Here is a 19,667-nt window from a genome sequence, read left to right as displayed (position 1 = left end):
TCGCACTATTCCCGAATCGTAATATGATTGGTGTTATCGATGGTAATTTTTCCTTGCTGCTGTAACTCGCTCAGGAGGCGGGTAACGGTAACGCGAGTTGTGCAGGATGCATCGGCGAGTTCCTGATGAGTGAGGCGCAGACTCAACCGGGTCCCGGTGGCAACGGATTCGCCTAAGATAGTTTTTAAAACTTGAAGGAGGGTGAGGAGGCGATCGCTGGCGCGCCTTCTTCCAAATACGGATAATAACAATTCAGATTGTTGTAAGCGCTGGGTGACGCCTTCAGCAATCAACTGTGCTAAGTGAGGAGAATGAGCGATTTCCAGGTGAGAAATCGTGATTAATTCGACAGTTTGAGAAAGGGTTGTGACTTGATAAATGGGCAGGGCCGTTAACGTCGGACACAAGGGGATTCCTTGACCCGCTATTCCCATCAACACCTCACTATTGTTTTCCGTCAGGGTACTCAATTTGACCCACCCTTTACAAATCAGCCAGAGGGCATCCGGTGGTAAGGGGATATTTTCTGCTTTGGAAAAACTATGCCGGGTGCGATCGCCGAATAAGTCCTCGGTGTTCTTGTTTTTCTGGGATTGCGCTCGCTGGCGATCGCTGATGTCTTGAATACAGAGGCAGGTGGAAACAATGTTACCCCAAGCATCCCGTTCCACCGAGAGGGTTAGCACCGCCTCAAAGGGTTCCCGATGGGGGGAATAAAGTCTCACTTGCCACTCCCGATCGTCCTCCCCCTGTTGCCGCCTTTTCAGTTCTTCCCGAAACTCCCGTCGCGCCTCTATCGGTACCAAAATAGTCAAGGGTTTGTGCAGTAGCAATCCCTGAGTGCAGTCGAATAATCGGGTCGCGGCACGATTCACTGAGGTTATCTTCCAAGTGCTATCCAGGGCAATGTAAGCATGAGGGGCTTGCTCAAATAGGCTTTGATAACGCCTGCGTTCTGCTTCTAGTTGGGCGCGAGATTCAACGAGTTGCTCCTGTTGTTCGGCGAGTTGTTCTAAGGCAACGAGCAGTTCTTCGGAAGCGGTTCCGAGTTCTTTAAAGGCGATCGGCAGTAATTCACCGGGGTACTGGATCTCCGAAGCTTCAGCACTGCGGTGATACAGGTTTTCAATTCGCTGATTCATCGCCTTGACATATTGGGTAAATAAATCGAGCTTTAAAATATCTTCCTCCTGCTCAATCTTCTCGATTTGGTGTTAGTTAGTGGGGTTACTGGATTTCACACCTCGTTTGCTCGTTTTCGGAGCCGAGATGTTAAGAATTAACGGTCACAAAATCATACCATATTGATTACGATTGTGCAAGTTTCGTTGGATTTCTTTTTACAGTGGAGATGCAGGGATAAAATTCTCTGTTTTTCAATCCTTTTGGGGTTCCCGTCCTTCTCAACGGCGATCGCCCCCGGATCCAAAACCCAGGATAGCCCGCTCACCCAGTCTCCGGAAAATCTAGGACCCTTCCCCTGGGCAGGGTAACCCGCTAAACTCCATTATCCACAAGGGTTTCAGTCTTGATTGTAGCCTGGGCTACAAACAGAATTTACAATAATTCTCTCTGGGGATAGAGTATGAACTCTAGTCGAGGTTTTAGAATGAAGGAATACTTGAATTTGTTACAAAGTCAATTCGGCTCTTGACTGACTTAAAAGTTTCCTCAAAATAGGAAACTTTTTTCGGGGCTTAGAGTCAGTATATGCTCAGGGAAAAGTGAGTAGACAGCAAGGGCTATTTTCCAATTATCTGGCACTTAATCATGAAATAAATTATATTACTTAATCGGATATTAATTATATAATTTTCCTAGGTTTTATAAGGAGTTTCATGAAATTTTATTGATAACAATCGTCAACGTCGTCAGCAGATTTTTTAAATTGGAATTATTTTGCTTTCAACCTATTTTCTATTCCTTCCCCGTAGAAAGTATCTTTACCGAACATCAACAATAAATAAATGCATAGAATGGAATTATGAATCGAGTAGCTAGGCGCAAAAAGATATTAATTGTTGAAGACAATATCGCTTATGCCAATATCTTAAAACTCACTTGGGAACAGTCGAATTTTTGGGCCGAAGCGGAGATAGAGACCGTCAATGATGGGCCCGAAGCGATCGATTACCTTTCGCGGAATCAGGGAAATTCAGGCGAGCATCAGGAGTCCAGCCCGTTACCAGATTTGATTCTCTCCGATATCAATATGCCCCATTTGTCCGGATTAGAACTACTGGCTTGGATTCGACAAACCGCTCATCTGAAACACTTACCTGTTATCCTCATGAGTAGCTATATCGATCCACTAGAGCTAGAAATTATTAAGAGCTTAAAGGCAAATTATTATTTTATTAAGCCCTTAACCCTTCAAGAATTATTAAACAACCTGAATCAGACTATCAAGCACCTTAAAACCAGTAACTCTCACTTTATAGAATGAGTTTAAATCAGGCATTCAAAACAGAGAGAGACTTGGAGATTAACTGGGTCTCTCTTTTCTTTATTCTCCAGAAAAGACCTGTTTAACAGGGGTTTTCTCTTGTTTTGGCGCAATTCAAGTTTTGGATATCTTTTTCAAATCACCGGAGAGATATCATTTTTTGTAATGGTTGAAAGGATAAAAAACAGCTTTTACAGGACTCCAGGCGATCGCCAAAAATGCCCTCGTATCAGTCGCTACGTTAGTGCGTTACATCCACTCCTGTCTTTAGGTAGAAATATTAGGTTTCAAAACCCATTATCCTAGGAAACAGGGGAGTCAGGATAATTTAAACTCCATCGCGAGTCTAAAACTTTGTTGACTTCAACTTTTAACTCATCCAGTCTCCCCAGACGAGGGAACTTCATCAATTGCCTCGATACTCATTATCGATCAACTATCAAAATGGGTATCAGAGTGAGAGAGGATGGCACTGGACTTTCTGGGCTGAGGTTCTATCAAACCCGAGATCAACTCATCAAGTTGGGCTCCGGTGGGGGAACAGGTTTGCGATCATCACAAAGAAGTTCCGGCAAGGGTCGCAGTCCGGTGATAGAGGGCCTGAAAACGGTGAAAGCAGGACACCAATCGGTGAGCTTGTCGAACCGTTTGATTCAGAAGTCAGATTCTAACTCGGGGTAAAATGAAGTCTAAGGGTTGTTCCTATTGTCCTAAATTCGGGAATTCTTAAAGTAGTCATTTGGGGATGGGACCGGATGAACGGGTAAGCTTCCCTACTGAGGTTAAGCCAACCCATAGAACAGACACAGAATGACCCGTTTTTATAGTACCCTGTGTCCGTCAAGAGCGATTGTAGCAAAAGAGGCGAATATGAGCCAAAAATGGTTTCCTGAACAGGATAGCTTATCCGATGCAGTAGAAGAACTTGCAGAAACCACCGTTTCTTTAGGGGTGATCTCTAGTTTTATGGTTCGCTATCAGGGTCAACAGCGTCGATTTTATTTACCGAGTAAGAGCGACTCTCAACCCCTGACAGCAGAACAGGCATACTTGCGGTTAAAAGAGTTGATGGAAGAATCAGGGCTATTGAGCGAGATCTCATCCCGATAGTTTAGCGTGATTCTAGCCGTTCAACCCAAATTTCTGTCTCCATTATTTCACTCAATAGCAGATGCAGTAAGCTGGGGACCGGCATCAAACCGAGTCTACTGACTTGCCTGAGCGGGAAGAAAAGAAAACTCAATTGAGCGATCGCCCTCGGGGACATTTTTATTCCTGGAGAGGATTTCGAGAACCCTACAACCCTGGGAGTTAGGACAAAGCAAGACTCCACTGGAGTCTGACTGGAGCCATTCTCCCAGGCTCTTTGTGCAGGGGTGAGTTTCTAGGCTCTACCTTCGCCATCCAGGGTCCTAGAGGGGACTCCAGAGGGAACAGCGCTCAAGGGGACTGAGCGTCAAGGACAAAACACTGCAAGGCGCAGAGTTTGACACAGAAATCCCGACTTGATTGGCGATCGCCCCGATCTAAGCTGGTATTTTGACAAAACAGCCCGAAAATCAACCGCTACAGGGTTTAGGCAGCGGTGATTCGAGCCGCTGCCTGTTACATATCGCCACCGCGAAATGCCAGCAAAAAGATGACAACTGGACCGGCAATCAAGATCAATCCCACAAAAGTGAGTTGAAGAATTACTTCCAGATTGAGGTTACTTGCAAAACTACTTAAAAAATCCATTTCTCCTCCCAACGGTGCCTGTTCTGAGTAGATATCTAAAACTAACAGCGCTTTACCCTACCCCGAATGGGAGAGGGGATTTGCCGCACTGTAAATCAAAATCCGCATACAATCTTACAAGTGAATGGCTCATTTTTTTAAGGAAGTTTACAAAAATCTGAAAAAAACATGAACCGAGACCGGGTTTTTCTTTGCCCCCAAGACGGAAACTCCCCTGCGATCGGGGAGTAAAAAGCGCTATTGTAAAAAGGCACGAGGGTTTTATGTGGGGTGTTTAACCGTGGCGAGTTGGCGTTGTGTCAAGCAGTGTGGAGCGTGCTGTCATCTGGATCCAGAGGAACGTCCGGAATTAGCCGAGTATCTGTCCCCGGAAGAGTTGGCCTTATATCTGAGTATGGTCGGGCCCGATGGATGGTGCATCCATCTGGATCAGCTCAACCGGGAATGTACGATCTATGACGATCGCCCCCGCTTCTGTCGGGTTCTCCCCGATGTCTTTGAGGAAATGTACGGCATTGAACCCGAGGAACTAGACGAGTTTGCCATCGAATGCTGTCAGCAGCAAATCGAGGCCGTCCACGGCGATCGCAGCTTGGAAATGCTCCGGTTTAATCAAGCCGTTGGGGTTTCCCTACTTGAACTACCCCCCCTCGATTAAGCCGGTTCTCTTTCCCGCGATTTCTATCTCCCCCTAGTATTCCTTTCGGTAGAGACGGGGGTTCAACGGACCCTCTTCTCTACCTGCGGGTTGATTTTTCGGGGGAGAGTCGGGAATAATGAAACATCAATGAAAAAACTACAGCAGTTACCCTCCATGCCAGCAAATACTTCTTCTGTCACCGATGCGACCGAGACCCCTCCCACCTTGTCTCCCGTCTCCTCCGATGCGGAAGCCTGCCTAGAACGCGCTCTAACCCTACCCACTTCCCTCGAACAACTCCCACCCACCCCATCACCCCAGGCGGCAGCAAAAACCCCAACCCTTAAAGCCCGTCAGGGAGCCTGGAGTGTTTTCGCTTCCACCTTCGTCACCATTTTTCTGGCTGAATTAGGAGACAAAACCCAAGTCGCCACCCTGTTAATGACCGCTGAATCCCAATCTCCCTGGATTGTCTTTGCCGGTGCAGGTTCTGCATTGGTCGCGACTAGCTTATTAGGGGTCCTCCTCGGTCGCTGGTTAGCCAGTCGCATCTCCCCCAAAACCCTCGAAAAATCAGCGGGAGTCGTGCTGCTGGTTGTCTCTGGAATGCTGGTGTGGGATATTCTGCATTAAATTCCCCGCCTCATCAAGCAAGCCCCACCCTTTTCCTCGGTTCTTTTTTCGGAACCCTTTAAACCATCAAGCAGGATAGCAGACAATGGACTGGCAACTTCTCGGCGTAAGTTTTATTACAATTTTTTTAGCAGAATTAGGAGACAAAAGCCAAGTCGCGGCGATCGCCCTCGGGGGGAGCTCAAAATTTCCCCAATCTGTCTTTTTCGGAACCGCTGGCGCACTTGTTTTAGCCAGTTTGTTAGGGGTTTTAGCCGGAGAAGGGGTCGCGCAACTGCTTCCGGCTCATTTGCTCAAGGCGATCGCTGCGATCGGGTTTGCAATCATGGCCCTACGTCTCCTCTTCGGCAAAGAAGAAGAAGAAGACTCTTCCTCCGACCCAGAAACCCCCGCCATTGCCCTCTCAGACACCGATTAAACCGGCGTAAGTCCTGCCTAAGCATCATACGCAAAAGCCCCCAAATATCTGGGGGCCTTTTGCTGACTTAAAATTTCTATCCCAAAACCCTTATGAAGCGAGGCGTTGTGGTTGATTGCGATATATCCAACTGAGCAAAATGCCACTACAGCCCAGTTTGAACAGTTCCAGCATCCAATACCCTTGCTGCATTTGAGTCATCCCCGAGGGAATCCCTTGCACCGGCTCAAAAACATTCAGTTGCATCGCCAAAGCACTCATTTGCGGCGTCAAGCTATAGGTATCAATCAACACCACCAATAGCAGGATAACGGATAGGATAATAGCAGGAATCGTCCAATTGGGGTTAAATTGATGCCGTTTAACCACGGTGAGAATTCCGGTCAAAACTAACGCGGCACATAATAATTCAATCCGATTAAACATCCCAAATAACAGATAACCAGCGGAAGCAAACCCGGCTGCTTTCATCATTCCGGCTGCATACATACTGGGCAAAATGACCAGATCCAGCAACAGGCAGGCACTCAGCCAAAACCCCAGGCTGAATAGGACGATGGTTTGCCAAATCGGTTGTTTGATTGTAACTGTCTGATTAGTTGCCATAAATTTTCCTCTCCTGCTCCGTCTTTTTTTTAGCTTAACCAATCAGCCTGGGAAAATCCATAAAGTAACATTTCAAAACGATACAAAATGTTACTAAAATGAAGGGAATTACGGGAAAAAATGTAAACATTTATTGCAGGCGGTCCCAGGGAGGGGAGGAGTGGGGTCTAAGGACTATCCATGTCAAGGTGTATTTGTAGGGGCTTCGATGCTCGAAGCTCCTGTAGAGGCGATTCGCGAATCGCCCCTACATGGAACAACGATTTTTCGTTATTAAATTTACCACCTTGACAGGGCTAGGTCTAAGGACCCGGAGACAGATGCAGGACCGATCGCATTCCACTCCCTGCCAGAATAGTAAAAAAGGCTAACCCAGAAAAACCCAGAAAAAAGCGTGAAAGCAGTTATTTTATTGTCTGGAGGATTAGACTCCTCCACGGTGCTCTACCAAGCCAAAGCCGATGGCTGCACCTGTTATGCGATGTCCTTTGATTACCAGCAGCGCCATCGTCGGGAACTCGAAGCCGCCAGGGCGATCGCCCAATCCGCAGGGGTCGCAGAACATCAAATCGTCTCCTTTGACTTGCGACAGTGGGGAGGGTCCGCCCTCACCGACGACAAAATCGACCTCCCCTGCGATCGCTCCGTGGAGGAAATGGCGCAGAATATTCCCATCACCTATGTTCCTGCTCGAAATACCATCTTTCTGAGCTTTGCTCTGGCCTACGCCGAAGCCACCGATGCCCGTCGGGTTTATATTGGGGTGAATGCCATCGACTATTCCGGCTATCCGGACTGCCGTCCCGACTACATCAAAGCGATGCAGAATGTCTTTCGTCTCGGGACGAAACAGGGGAGAGAATCCGAGACAACGGAAATTGTTACACCCCTGATTGATTTGAAAAAAACCGAGATCATCCAACTGGGAAATCGTTTAGGGGTCCCCTGGGAAAAAACCTGGTCCTGTTATGCCGGAGGCGATCGCCCTTGTGGAATCTGTGACTCTTGTCAGTTACGGTTAGCCGCATTTACAGAATTGGGATTAACCGATCCCCTGCCTTACCTTCAAGGGGGTTCCTGAAGCGAAATCATGCTGAATCTGGCTGATTTCGATGGGTTTTCAAAGGCGATCGCGTTTCCTGGCTGAGTTCGGGTCAGCAACCTGGCTGGGTTCCGGGTTTTAAAGACTCAGAAACCGATGGAGTATTTACTCATTCCCCCGACATCCCGTTAGGGGGATTTACTGTCTTGTCCCTACATTTAGGCTGTCATCTCCAAATGTGGATCAGAGCAAATTCCGGGATTCTTGGAGCAAGACTGAACCCGGACAGTACAGGATGAGAGGGGGGCGATCGCCTACGCTACCGACTCGATTTTAAAGCATTCCAACCCCTAAAAGAAAGCGCCAAGAAACCCGGTGGTTGACTTCACTCTTGAAAATTAAGCCAGCCAAGGCTTAAAAAACCCAATTTTAAGAACCAGTTTTCCCTCGGACAGCCTGAAACTGTTGAACGAGACGACCCCGGGAGGGAATCCAGAAAAACATAGCCACAGCTAGGCAATCCCCTGGGATAGCAAAAGAGAAAAACCATTCCTTAAGATAGAGGGTTGTCTTTGCTTGCCGGATCTAAAATGTTAAAGTCTAAAGCCTAAATTAGGCACGAAACCAGGGACCCGGTTGGGGAAAGTCCAAACCTTCCCGAAATCCACTCTAGGCTTCGTTATCCGCCCGAATCGGCTGGCCTGAAAAGCCATATCAAAAAGTAGAGTTTTAACCCGTTGCGGACCTCTTAGACAGAGATTCCTCTATCTGGAGAACCATCCCCGGCGATTTGCAATCTAACTTTTTTCTAAAGTATCATCTTCCTCTGGTTTGTTGTCATATTCTCGGCCTAATTGTTAACCTAGAATTGTTGTAGCAACGATAGGAACGACATGGCTAGAGATTATATGCTTCGGATTCGATTAAATACTCAAGAATTAGAACGCCTGAAAGCAGAAGCTGAACGGCGCGAACTTTCAATGTCAGAAGTAATTCGAGACTACATTAAACGAATGCCTAAACCGAAAAAAGGTTCAGATGGATTATTAGATGAAGTTCAAACCCCAGCAATGGTGGAATGAGAATTTCTGTCACATCCGAATATTTTCAGCAAGATAGCTTCTTGAATTGGAGCTGGCGCTTAAAAACGAGTGCTAATGCTGATCGAGATCTAAATCTGATGGGGAAGAGGGGAGTGACTCCTCATCCTCATCCTGATTCTCATCCTCATCTTGATTCTCATCTTCATCCTGATTCTCATCTTCATAGAAATCGAAATTCTGTGAAGAAGACAGGAGTAATTCGTCCTCCTCCAGATCGAAATCGCGGGATGCAGAGGAGGATTGTTGCTCAGACTCATCGAGATTGAAATCCGATGCGGACGAAGCCGACTCCTGCTCAGGGGCATTGCGATCTAAATCCGTGGGCAAGGAGTCAACCGAATCTAGGTTAGAGGAGATAGGGTTCGTCACTTCTGGACGATAAATCCGAATTTGGTTCAAACGAGGGCCTTCCGTAGAGACCACCGTAAATTCCAAATTATCGTAGAGGAGGGTTTCCCCCTCCGCTGGGATTTTTTGGAACTGATAGAGGAGGAAACCGCCCAAGGTTTGATATTCATCCGTCAGGGGTAAATCAAAATTGAGCAATTCATTGACTTCTTCCAAGTTCATTTGAGCTTGGACCATCCAAGTTTGCTCATCGACCATTTGGATGGTTAACTCTTCAGAATCGGAGAGCTCGGGACTGTCGCCAATAATTTGAGCAACTAAATCACTAATGGTGACTAAACCGGCAGTCCCGCCAAATTCATCAACCACCATCACCATCGGTCGTTGCGATCGCTGAACGATCGGCAACAACTCGCTTAAAGGAGTATATTCGGCAACAAACCGCGCCGGACGAATCCAGGGTGTTAGGGGAGTATCTGGGGTGAGGGTGCCTTGGGCTAAAGGTCCGGCCAATTCTTTAAAATAGATAATGCCGCGAACGTCATCTAAGGATTCCCCGATCACCGGATAGCGGGAGTGTCCCGTACTCACCACCTCATTGAGCAACATTTGAAACGTGGCATCATAAGAGATCCCATGAATGCTCGTCCGAGGCACCATCACTTCCCGAGCGGAAACCTCCCCAAATTCAAAGACATTATTGAGCAGTTCTCGCTCCTCCGCTTCTAAACCTGTGGATTCTCGTTCCGTAGCGATAATGAGCTGTAACTCTTCAGGAGTGATGCGATTGGACCAAGCTTGAGAGTTAAAGCGAATACCCCCTAGACTGAGGAGCCAGCGGGTTGAGCGGTCCAGGATCCAGATAAAAGGGTGAAAAAATCGGGCGATCGCCAAACTCGGGGGGCCTAGGAGTCGGGCCAGTTGCTCAGAATAGAGCAAAGCCAAGGTTTTGGGACATAATTCCCCGAGGACAATTTGCAAATAAGCCACGATTAAAAAGGCGATCGGGATCGCCAGGGAATGAGCGATCACCTGAGCAATATCTGGCCGAATCGGCAACCAGACGATCCATTCGGCCACTAAAACCGCCATCGTATTTTCCCCAATCCAGCCGAGGGCCAGACTGGAGAGGGTAATGCCTAATTGAGTCGTCGAGAGCAGACGCTCGATATTGCGATGGAGATGCTGGACAATTTTGGCCTGGAGGTCGCCATTATCGGCCAAATGATTAATCCGCGATCGCCGCACGGAAACGATCGCAAATTCCGTCGTCACGAAAAAAGCATTAATGGCGATCAGCCCAAATACCGCAACCAAGCGCAGTGCGATATCTTGCCAGGTCTGAAGGGAACTCCCGGGGACCACCACCGCTAAATGACTCGCGATCGCACTGTGCGACTGCAATCCCACGACCCCCAGGGTCACCATCCCACCCAATGCAGAAAAATAGCTTAAAGAACGCACCACCGCAACTCATTGTGAAACATTTGGATTACCCATTTTAACGTTGAGCGTTTTGCACCGGAACTGGAACGGCGAGAAATTAGTTCGGGTCTTGATGCCAGAACATCCCCCTAACTTAAACCCGATGCTAGGGTTGATTAGAGGGCCTGTATCCAGACAAGGGTCCCCCGTTTATTGGACCGGAATTTCCGACATTTTCAGTTCAAGTTCCTGATCTGGATAATCTGTCAGGGTCAAGGACAGCTTTTGTGCATTGTCAAGCAACGCCGTGGGAATGCTGACGGTCCCGGAATAGCTGCGATCGCTCGGGGACAAATCTCCCGGCAATCCTTCCGTGGTCGCACTGAGCGATCGGCCCTTATCATCGGTCACATTCAAGAAACTGTACAGAAACTGCACCGATCGCGACCCTTCATTCTTTAAACTGACATCCAGGACCAGAGAGGAACCTTCTCGCCGCACCCCAGTGACTTCCAAGCTCACGTCCTGGTCCTTAGTGGCGATGGGAAACCGCTCGTCTTTCTTGGGTTCTTCGGCTGCTTTGGCTTCGGCGGCCTCCGGTGTCGGTTCCACCGCTTTGGTTTGGGCCGCTTCCGGTTCCACCTCTTTACCAGAAATTCGGGCCTTGACCGTTTTAATGATCTCTTCTTCCTTCAACAGCTTCAGTGCTTTACCCTTCCCTGTAGCCTGTGAATTGGACTCTCCGGAGGTATTCGGACGGACGTCAGGTTGGGTCACTTCCTTGAGCGCCGCTTTGCCTAACTCTAAACCCAGGGAGGCACTTAAGGCACCGGCCCCAAACATCATGGATAACAGCAAAAACGTCAGGACAACAGTGGGGTTGACTTTCATAGTGTTTTTTCTTTCTCTTCTGCGATCGCCGCAATATCGACTTATTTTCTAGCTTCAAGAGCACCTAGCATTTCCCGGGGGGAAATCGCACTCGCCCTGGATAAACCCAGGCATCTCGATTTTAATCCCTATTTTTTTATTCCCTCGGGTTCTCAACGAATCCTTTCTCCCCTTGACTCCAACTGATAAACTCTCCGGTTACACTCTACCCCTAGACAGGTTACACCCCCAGGGGTTATAATCTCCACAACAGCCTATTGCTTTGCCCTGAATTCCCAGTTTTGGGAGCGATCGGTCAAGCAAATTTTTCTAAACGACTCGGCGATGAGTCTGCTAGAATCAATAAATAAAGACGGCAGTTGGCCGAGCGGATGAGGCAGCGAACTCAGTACGACGTGACGACTGCTACGCATGATGGTGAAATTCCATTCCCCCTGTCCATCGGGGGACTCCATAACCAGGCTCCTAGGAGTAGCGCCCAAGGGGTTAACAAGTCAAGGTTAAAACCCACCCAACAACCGGAGACCACCGGGAAAGGGTCGGGGAGGGAGACAATAGGGTGAACGAAAGTGAATCGTCACATAAAGTCCGGTAAACTGCACCAGGGTAAGGGTATGTATCCCCTGGCTCCAAAAAGGGACAAGGAAGAAAGAAAACCAAGGCGTGAGTACCTTGGCGATGGCTCAATGACCTTCCCCGGACAAAGACGGCACCTAAGTTGTCACAAATGCGTGGCAGGATAAGCGGGAAACCTGATTCCCTTCCTACCTTCAAAAGAAGGGTCTTAGCTAAAAGACAGGGGACAGGTGAAGGAACCTACCTCAAGCAAAAGCCCAGAGTAACGTCTGGGATAAGCTGAAAGGTCAGGTAGCTAGGAAGAATAAATGAGATGATGATAGCGATGTCCAAGGCGAAAGCGGATTGGTCACAAATCGACTGGGCTAAAACCCAAACGAAAGTGACAAAGCTACAGAATCGAATTTATGAAGCGGCCAAAAATGGAAATACTGTCGATGTTGTCAGGTTGCAAAAAACCTTGATATCCTCTTACTCAGCAAGGCTGATCGCTGTTCGCCGAGTAACCCAAGATAATCAAGGAAAAGCCACAGCAGGAGTAGACGGCGTTAAAAACGTGAGTCCTAAAGACCGGCTGGCAATGGCTGAAATCCTCAACCTAGATGGAAAGACATCTCCCTTAAAAAGAGTTGAAATTCCAAACCCAGGAAAAAAGGAAAAAAAACCTGTAGGCATTCCCACCATCCTGGACAGGGCAAAACAAGCGTTAGCAAAATTAGCCCTTGAACCACAATGGGAAGCTTTATTCGAGCCTAATTCCTACGGATTTAGACCCGGACGAAGTTGCCACGACGCAATCCAAGCCATTGAGCTTAGTATCAGAAGAAAGGCAAAATATGTTCTTGATGCTGATTTAAAAGGATGCTTCGACAACATCGACCAAGAAACCTTGATTAGGAAACTAGAAACATTTCCAATTATGGAAAACCAGATTAGAGCTTGGCTCAAGGCTGGAGTCATGACAGGAGATGTATTCTATGAAACCCAATCAGGAACCCCCCAAGGTGGGGTTATCTCTCCCTTACTGGCTAATATTGCCCTGCACGGGTTTGAAACTCATATCTCCAACAAATTCCCAAAAGTGAAAACCCGTAAAGGTCAAGCCAAAGGGAAAATGAAGGAAGTTTCAGAAGCCAGAGTCATAAGGTATGCAGATGACTTCATCATTCTTCACGAAAAACTAGAGGTCATTCAGGAAATAAAAACTGAAACGGAAAAATGGATGGCAGGGATAGGATTGAAGCTGAATGAAGCCAAAACCCGAATCACACACACCATACAATCCGTAAATGAAGAAAAACCTGGATTCGACTTCCTAGGATTTCACATCCAAACTTATGAAGTAGGGAAAACAAAAAGTGGCCTGAACTCTAACGGAGAGCATTTGATGCAGCGAACAAAAATTCGCCCTTCAAAAGAGTCCGTTAAACAGTTCAGAAACCAAATCAAAGATATCCTGCGCCGAGGACAATCCATGTCGCCAGCAGAAATGCTCAAGAGACATAATTGGTACGTCCGAAGCTGGGCCAACTACTTCAAAATCGGAGATAGTAGCCATGAAACCTTTAGTAAACTTCAAAATGACCTATACCAACTTTACTTGGCCTGGGGACAGAAGAAGTTTTCTCAACGGGGGAATGGATACATCACGAAGAAGATATTCCATAAGAGTAAATACTCAAAATGGAATTTTGGATGGAAAGAAGGGAATCATGTCCATCTAGCCACAACCCTCTACGAATTCACATTCGTTAAACACATCAAAATCGAGGGAAAGAGAAGTCCTTACGATGGAGATTGGATGTATTGGGTAAAAAGAAGGGGAACACACCCTCTATGCCCCAAAGACATCAAAATAGGGTTGAAAGCGCAAGAAGGCAAGTGCCATCACTGCAACGAGCCTTTCTTAACAGAGGACAAGATTGAGGTTCATCACATCGATGGAAACCGGGAAAACAATAGGAATAATAATAAATGCCTAGTCCACCGGCACTGCCACGATGAAATCCATAGAAGAGACGCGAGGTCAGTCATTTATGACCCCTCACCTAGCTTAAAGCCGGATACGTTGAAAGGCGTAAGTCCGGTTTGGCAGCCGAGTATGAGTGGTAACATTCATGCTTAGGCAACTAATTCGCCTTAGGCAGGTTCAACTCCTGCACTGCCGATTGAAGAAGATCAGGGGAATCGGGAACGAACCTCTGATCTTGGGGGCGATCGCCCGTTATCCATTCAAAACTCACGTCAATTTCGCGAGTTTACCCCCTTTGTAGGGGCAGTTTATGTACTGTCCCTATTTTCTGCTTAACGCAGGGGCAGGATTTCGTTTTGAGGGTTGAACGGGACTCCGTCTGGGGGGTAAATGGGCAGCGTGAGCAAAGACTCGTCAAAGGGGTTGGGCAAGTCTGGGGTTCTAAGAACAGGCTCGCTAGAGGTCTGGAGCTCCATCACGGCATGATAGAGTTTGTTGATCCGTTCCGCATCCCACTCCACCTGTCTTTCCGGGTAAGTCATCGGCAGCAGATAAAAACTGATTGGGTCAAAAATTGAGCGATTCTGGTAAAACGTATCAGAACTACGAAAGAAAGCCCGATCAAATTGTTCAGCAATGTTTCGAGGTTGGCTTTGGGCGAGGGCCTCTGGTGCCACCACAACCAGAAAACATTTAAAACAAAAAGAGTTGAATAAAAAAGAGTTGAATAAAAAAGAGTTGAATAAAAAAGCATTTGTTAGTTTAACAAGTGATTTTGGTGCCCAAGGTCAGGGGGGAGGGCTAATGGAAGGCGTTATCATGTCAATATGTCCTCATGCATATGTTATTCATTTAACGCACGAATTGCCTCCATTTAATCTTATCGCTGCAGCAAGAACCTTAGAACAGGTTACTTTTCTTCCAGTTGGTGCTCATGTATGTATATGCGATCCCGGTGTCTGGTCTGACCGTAAGTCGCTCATCTTAGAAACTTACCGTGGTGATTGGTTGCTTGGTCCAGATAACGGGATTCTAATTCCCGCAGCAAGGAGTTTGGGGGGCATCGTAAAAGCTACTACAATTGAAAGTAATAATAAATACATACGAACAAAAATTTCACAGATATTCCAAGGTCGAGATCTATTTGCCCCAGTTGCTGCCTATCTATCAAATGGCGTTTCCCTTGATGAATTCGGACCCATTATTGACGTAAACAATCTAGTAGGGTCAATATATGATGAGGCTGTGGTTATTGACAACTTAGTGTACGCTACCGTTATCCAAATTAGCCGTTTCGGCTCTGTTCACATGAATATAACATATGAATTGTGGAAACAATTAGAATTAAACCATAAAGACAGCATTGAAATAAGACACTCTCATGCTGAGAGTTTATGTTTACCAATAGGTCGGACATTTAGCGATGTTGCTGAAGGAGAGCCGATCGTTTTAAAAGACGATTATGGAAGAATAGAGATGGCTATCAACATGGGGTCATTTGCAGAAACCTTTAAGATAAAAATCGGAGATTCGGTAGTTTTTTGTATTTGAACCGAGCAATATTTTCCAGACACACCAACCTAAAAGGAAGCACATCAGTTTTGCCGATTGTCAGATTCGGTGGTAAAGTAAAACAGTCAAGTAACCCGGAGTAAATGAATGAAACCCGAACCAGAAGTTGCCTTACCAAAAACATAATGTGCCTCAAGTGTTAGCCCACCGCTGTGCTTATCTCAATGATTCAATTTAACTTAATTTTACAAAGCTGACCTGCTCCCACCTAAAAAGCACCAACAATCATCAACTAGCATATATTCTAACCTGATTCAGAGATTGAAAAATGACTATCTCAATTCGTGAGCTACAAACCTTAACTGAAAATTTTAATAGCGATCCAAAGTGTTCGTACTCTTTGCCAGCTCTGGTTTATATTAAGCCGGATTTTCTGAACATTGAACGGGAGGCGATCTTTTACAAAAGTTGGCAGTATGTCTGCCATGTTGAGCAACTTCGTCATCCAGGAGACTATATCGCCATCGACATTCAGGGGCGATCGATAGTAGCCGTCCGCGATCTTGCGGGTGTGCTGCGGGCATTTTACAACGTTTGCCGCCACCGCGGTCATGAGATAGTTAAGGATCGAGGCCAGATTAAAAACTTTGTCTGTCCTTATCACGCTTGGAACTACAACCTAGACGGAACCCTCCACTCGGCCCGACATTTGAAAACCATTGAAAATTTTCACTTTGACGATTTCGGGATGGTGGCGGTTCAAATCGAAGAGTTCTGTAACATGGTCTTTGTCAATCTCGACCCAGAGGCGACCCCACTGGCTACTCAATCCGGCGAGCTAGCCCGTGAAATTCAAGAAGCTGCCCCAGACTTGGGGAAACTGACCCATGCCCACCGATTCACCTATCGCGTTAAGGGCAACTGGAAGATCGTCGTCGATAATTTCTTGGAATGCTATCACTGTGCAGTGGCCCACAAGGATCTGACCACGTTGCTGGATATGCGAAATTACCAAGTCACAACCTACGATATTTACTCCAGCCAAATTGGTCCGGTCAGCATGACCAGTAACAGTAACTCAGCCTACAACGTTGAAGGGGCAAGCGTCCAAGAACATTACCTCTGGTGGCTGTGGCCCAATACCGGCTTGCTACGTTACCCAGGCGATCCCAATTGGATGGTCTGGCACTTCATTCCGGTTGATGCTGAAACGACCATCGAAACCTTCGATTTCTTCTTCCAACAATCGACCCCAACTGCTCAACAGATGGAAGCGATTGAATATATCGACAAAGTTTTACAACAGGAAGATATCGACATTATTGAAAGCGTGCAGCGGGGCATGAATACGCCTGCCTACGAAAAAGGTGGTCGTTTCGTGGTGTGCAGTGGAAACGACAAGGGTGAAACCGAACAAGGGGTTCATCACTTTCATGGACTCTATTTGAAAGCCATCGATCGCTACCTTCAGGGCAGATCGCTAGATCAAATCGAGCAGGCTCCCTCTAGTGACCCCCAACAGACCATAGGAGCATTCTCATGATCGAAGAAAACGTATACAAGCTGATTGCACTGGGAAAAAAGATGGTCGGCTCCGATCTGACCATCGCCGATGGTGGCAACCTCTCCACCTATGACGCAGAAGCCAATGAGATTACCATCACACGTTCAGGCGCGTGTCTTGATGAGCTTGATATTGACTCATTCGTATCCTTTAAACTGGACGACAATGTTTCTGCGGGAGCATCCTCCGAAACGGCGATGCATCTCGCGGGCTATCGAGCGAGGCCAGATTTCCTATGCTTGTTGCACTTTCACCCCCAGCAAGCCACCCTGCTCGCCACTGCCAATATCAACATTAGGACTATCACCGTCGATCATACCTACTATCTCGCGGGCAGGATAGCCATCCTACCATTCATTCAACCGGGTACTCAGCAGCTCGCCGCCGCCTGTGCAGACCAATTCAAAAAAGGGTCTGATGTCTTGTTACTGGCTCACCATGGCTGCTTGTTGGGCAGCAAGTCCATCGAATGGGGTCTGTACAGCGCATTGAACCTTGAGCAGGCAGCCAAGATGACGAGGATGCTGGGTGTCGATGGGGGCAAAACCCAGATCCCTGAATGTCCTAGCTCGTACCTTGAAAACCTCAAACAATCAGGAGTTGTGTGATGCCAGTCACTGAAAAACAATACAGTATGGACAACGTGAGGCTATTTGAGATGGCCTTTGGTGAAGAGTTCATGTCCTGCGGCGGGTCAGCCTATCTTGCCGTACTCTTCGCCGATGAAGAACTCGGATCGAGTACGCACATCCTGGATGTTTGTTGCGGTCTAGGAGGTAGCGCCTTCTATCTTGAGAAGGAGTATGGGGTTAGAGTCACTGGCATCGATAGGGAAGCGGAGCTGATAGATTGCGCTAAGCGAAGGGCACAGGAACGTTCGTCCAAGTGTGAATTCATCCTCGGCGATGTCATCGCTACGCATTTTGACGACAACTCCTTTGACTACATCATCTGTCGAGATGCCTTGCTGCATTTCGATAACGAGGGAAAAAATCAACTGCTTCAGAAGATCCGGTCATGGCTTAAGCCCGGAGGCAAATTCCTCGCCACTGACTATGGCATTTCCGATCGGCCACTGACCCAAGATCGACAGGAGGTGCTCGATCGCAAGGGCTATCATCTGCTCATGCAGTCAGATTATTACGATCTCTTTGAGCACAATACATTCATCCGGATTCAAGTTTCCGACGACACGGAAAGCTACACTCGTCACACACAGGCCGAACTCGATCGTCTGCTGGCGCAGGAAAATGAAATCACTGCACAGTATTCCGCCGCCGCCTTCGCAAACACGGTTGAATCATTCAAGAAAAAGCTCCAAGACATCGAAGACGGCATCAAGACGTACTGGTTAATCCAGGCTGAAAAATATTCTATTCAATCTCAAAAGTTGAAAGGCCGCGTGGCAATTTGCACTGGTGCGTCTTCTGGCATTGGCCGCTCGACTGCGATTGTGTTGGCAGCCCAGGGTGCCACCGTTGTCCTGGCCGCGAGGAATGCCGACAAGCTCAACACAGTGAAAGCACTCATTGAGGAGCAAGGGGGCGCTTGCTTCGTCGCGCCGACGGATGTCTCACAGCGCGAACAAGTGCTGGATTTGGTTGGCACTGTCATGGAGCGTTATGGCCGTGTTGACGTGCTGATCAATGCGGCTGGCGTGATGTTCTACACCTTCATGGAGAATGGAGTTTTTGAAGAATGGGCCAGAACTATTGATGTCAACATCACTGGAGTGGTCAACTGCATCGGCGCTGTCCTGCCTGAGTTCATTCGGCAGAAATCTGGTCACATCATCAACGTCAGCAGTGATGCTGCCAAAACGCCGTTCTCCGGGTTGTCGGTGTATTGTGCATCAAAGGCCTTTGTCACCACTCTGTCACAGAATTTGCGCAACGAGCTTCGTGGGAAAGGCATCAAAATAACCGATGTTCAGCCGGGAGATGTCCGAACGGATCTCGTCCGGACCAACAGCGACACGAAGGCCCTCGACGCACTCGGTATTAATCCGCAATTCAAAGTGGGACATGGGTGGGCTTCAAACACACAGTTGCTCAGCCCGTTTGACGTGGCAGACTGCATTGTTGGTGCAGTTATGGCAAAGCCCCATGTCGGAATTAACGAAGTCCTGATCGAGCCACGGGATCAGGCATAACTCAATAAACTTGAAGTAATTTTTGGTTGTTATGAATGCCTAGGAGTCATGTAAGAATAACTTAACCATTTTTTACCTAGAAGCATTATCCACAGAGGATTCCAGATAAAATTTGCACAACTTATTTTTACACGATGCCCTAGTCCACCGGCACTGCCACGATGAAATCCATAGAAGATACGCGAGGCCAGTCATTATGACCCCTCACCTAGCTTAAAGCCGGATACGTTGAAAGGCGTAAGTCCGGTTTGGCAGATGAGTATGAGTGGTAACATTCATGCTTAGGCAACTAATTCGCCTTAGGCAGGTTCAACTCCTGCACTGCCGATTGAAGAAGATCAGGGGAATGGGGAACAAACCCCTGATCTTGGGGGCGATCGCCCGTTATCCATTCAGAACTCCCATCCATGTCGCGAGTTCACCTCCTTTGTAGGGGCAGTTTATATACTGCCCCTATTTTCTGCTTAGGGAACTCCAAAAAATAAAACCTTCAAAAAACCCGCAGGCTCAAGCCTGGGGCTACACGGACAAAGCGGTGCCTGCGCGGGCTAAAAGAGCCTTGTTAGGTGCGATCGCATCAAAGCAAGGATGATTTATTTGTT

General features: G+C 47.5%; 18 protein-coding genes. 12 read left to right on the top strand and 6 right to left on the bottom strand.

The genetic code is table 11. From position 1 onward, the window contains the following. Positions 1 to 5 precede the first annotated feature (5 nt). A complete protein-coding gene (locus NG833_RS17380; protein WP_254566545.1) occupies positions 6 to 1,142 on the bottom strand; it encodes a PAS domain-containing protein in 1,137 nt (378 codons plus the stop codon). An 842-nt stretch (positions 1,143 to 1,984) separates the two neighbouring features. On the opposite strand from NG833_RS17380, the gene NG833_RS17375 reads away from it, so the two are divergent. Then, positions 1,985 to 2,446, top strand: coding sequence for a response regulator (locus NG833_RS17375; RefSeq protein WP_254566544.1), 462 nt, complete (start codon positions 1,985 to 1,987; stop codon positions 2,444 to 2,446). 810 nt (positions 2,447 to 3,256) lie between these two features. After that, a complete protein-coding gene (locus NG833_RS17370; protein WP_254566543.1) occupies positions 3,257 to 3,556 on the top strand; it encodes a hypothetical protein in 300 nt (99 codons plus the stop codon). Between the two features lie 495 nt (positions 3,557 to 4,051). Here NG833_RS17370 and psb30 read toward each other — a convergent pair whose 3' ends face one another. After that, entirely contained in the window at positions 4,052 to 4,183 is a 132-nt protein-coding gene (gene psb30 / locus NG833_RS17365) for a photosystem II reaction center protein Ycf12/Psb30 (RefSeq protein ID WP_044196985.1), read from the bottom strand. A gap of 280 nt (positions 4,184 to 4,463) precedes the next feature. Between psb30 and NG833_RS17360 the strand changes: the two genes are divergently transcribed. The 3 genes from NG833_RS17360 (at position 4,464) to NG833_RS17350 (ending at position 5,874) form a co-directional block, all read left to right on the top strand. Beyond that, complete coding sequence (locus NG833_RS17360; protein WP_044196983.1) at positions 4,464 to 4,841, top strand: YkgJ family cysteine cluster protein; 378 nt, start codon at positions 4,464 to 4,466, stop codon at positions 4,839 to 4,841. Between the two features lie 129 nt (positions 4,842 to 4,970). Beyond that, on the top strand, positions 4,971 to 5,456 hold the full coding sequence (locus NG833_RS17355; RefSeq protein ID WP_254566542.1) for a TMEM165/GDT1 family protein: 486 nt from the start codon (positions 4,971 to 4,973) through the stop codon (positions 5,454 to 5,456). Between the two features lie 85 nt (positions 5,457 to 5,541). Then, positions 5,542 to 5,874: a TMEM165/GDT1 family protein gene (locus tag NG833_RS17350; protein ID WP_254566541.1), complete on the top strand. Its 333-nt coding sequence runs from the start codon at positions 5,542 to 5,544 to the stop codon at positions 5,872 to 5,874. Positions 5,875 to 5,964: 90 nt separating this feature from the next. Here the strand turns inward: NG833_RS17350 and NG833_RS17345 are convergent, their stop codons facing one another. Further along, positions 5,965 to 6,480: a DUF4149 domain-containing protein gene (locus NG833_RS17345; RefSeq protein WP_254566540.1), complete on the bottom strand. Its 516-nt coding sequence runs from the start codon at positions 6,478 to 6,480 to the stop codon at positions 5,965 to 5,967. A gap of 394 nt (positions 6,481 to 6,874) precedes the next feature. Here NG833_RS17345 and queC point away from each other — a divergent pair, with 394 nt between their 5' ends. Together queC and NG833_RS17335 are read left to right on the top strand one after the other, a co-directional pair. Next, the gene (gene queC / locus NG833_RS17340) at positions 6,875 to 7,561 is read left to right on the top strand and encodes a 7-cyano-7-deazaguanine synthase QueC (protein WP_254566539.1); all 687 of its coding nucleotides are present in this window, start codon (positions 6,875 to 6,877) and stop codon (positions 7,559 to 7,561) included. Positions 7,562 to 8,415: 854 nt separating this feature from the next. Further along, on the top strand, positions 8,416 to 8,604 hold the full coding sequence (locus tag NG833_RS17335) for a ribbon-helix-helix protein, CopG family (protein ID WP_254566538.1): 189 nt from the start codon (positions 8,416 to 8,418) through the stop codon (positions 8,602 to 8,604). A gap of 72 nt (positions 8,605 to 8,676) precedes the next feature. On the opposite strand, the gene NG833_RS17330 is transcribed toward NG833_RS17335, so the two are convergent. Further along, positions 8,677 to 10,440, bottom strand: a complete 1,764-nt coding sequence (locus NG833_RS17330) for a hemolysin family protein (protein WP_254566537.1) — start codon at positions 10,438 to 10,440, stop codon at positions 8,677 to 8,679. Between the two features lie 168 nt (positions 10,441 to 10,608). After that, on the bottom strand, positions 10,609 to 11,289 hold the full coding sequence (locus NG833_RS17325; protein WP_254566536.1) for a hypothetical protein: 681 nt from the start codon (positions 11,287 to 11,289) through the stop codon (positions 10,609 to 10,611). 889 nt (positions 11,290 to 12,178) lie between these two features. On the opposite strand from NG833_RS17325, the gene ltrA reads away from it, so the two are divergent. After that, positions 12,179 to 13,990, top strand: coding sequence for a group II intron reverse transcriptase/maturase (ltrA, locus tag NG833_RS17320; protein ID WP_254566535.1), 1,812 nt, complete (start codon positions 12,179 to 12,181; stop codon positions 13,988 to 13,990). A gap of 179 nt (positions 13,991 to 14,169) precedes the next feature. On the opposite strand, the gene NG833_RS17315 is transcribed toward ltrA, so the two are convergent. Next, a complete protein-coding gene (locus tag NG833_RS17315; protein WP_254566534.1) occupies positions 14,170 to 14,517 on the bottom strand; it encodes a hypothetical protein in 348 nt (115 codons plus the stop codon). Between the two features lie 28 nt (positions 14,518 to 14,545). Here NG833_RS17315 and NG833_RS17310 point away from each other — a divergent pair, with 28 nt between their 5' ends. The 4 genes from NG833_RS17310 (at position 14,546) to NG833_RS17295 (ending at position 19,065) form a co-directional block, all read left to right on the top strand. Beyond that, positions 14,546 to 15,388: an S-adenosyl-l-methionine hydroxide adenosyltransferase family protein gene (locus NG833_RS17310; protein WP_254566533.1), complete on the top strand. Its 843-nt coding sequence runs from the start codon at positions 14,546 to 14,548 to the stop codon at positions 15,386 to 15,388. A gap of 289 nt (positions 15,389 to 15,677) precedes the next feature. Continuing rightward, positions 15,678 to 16,892, top strand: coding sequence for an aromatic ring-hydroxylating dioxygenase subunit alpha (locus NG833_RS17305; RefSeq protein WP_254566532.1), 1,215 nt, complete (start codon positions 15,678 to 15,680; stop codon positions 16,890 to 16,892). Further along, positions 16,889 to 17,521 carry a class II aldolase/adducin family protein gene (locus NG833_RS17300; protein ID WP_254566531.1) on the top strand — a complete coding sequence of 211 codons (633 nt, stop codon included), beginning with the start codon at positions 16,889 to 16,891 and terminating at the stop codon, positions 17,519 to 17,521. The genes NG833_RS17305 and NG833_RS17300 overlap by 4 nt, the downstream gene beginning before the upstream one ends. Continuing rightward, positions 17,521 to 19,065 (top strand): SDR family NAD(P)-dependent oxidoreductase, encoded by a 1,545-nt coding sequence (locus NG833_RS17295; protein ID WP_254566530.1) that lies wholly within the window; start codon positions 17,521 to 17,523, stop codon positions 19,063 to 19,065. The genes NG833_RS17300 and NG833_RS17295 overlap by 1 nt, the downstream gene beginning before the upstream one ends. Positions 19,066 to 19,667: the final 602 nt, after the last annotated feature.

The sequence above is a fragment of the Oscillatoria sp. HE19RPO genome (genome assembly GCF_024220515.1).
In the GTDB taxonomy this organism is placed as follows: Bacteria; Cyanobacteriota; Cyanobacteriia; order Cyanobacteriales; family Laspinemataceae; genus Laspinema.
This window is presented reverse-complemented; position numbering and strand designations above follow the sequence as displayed.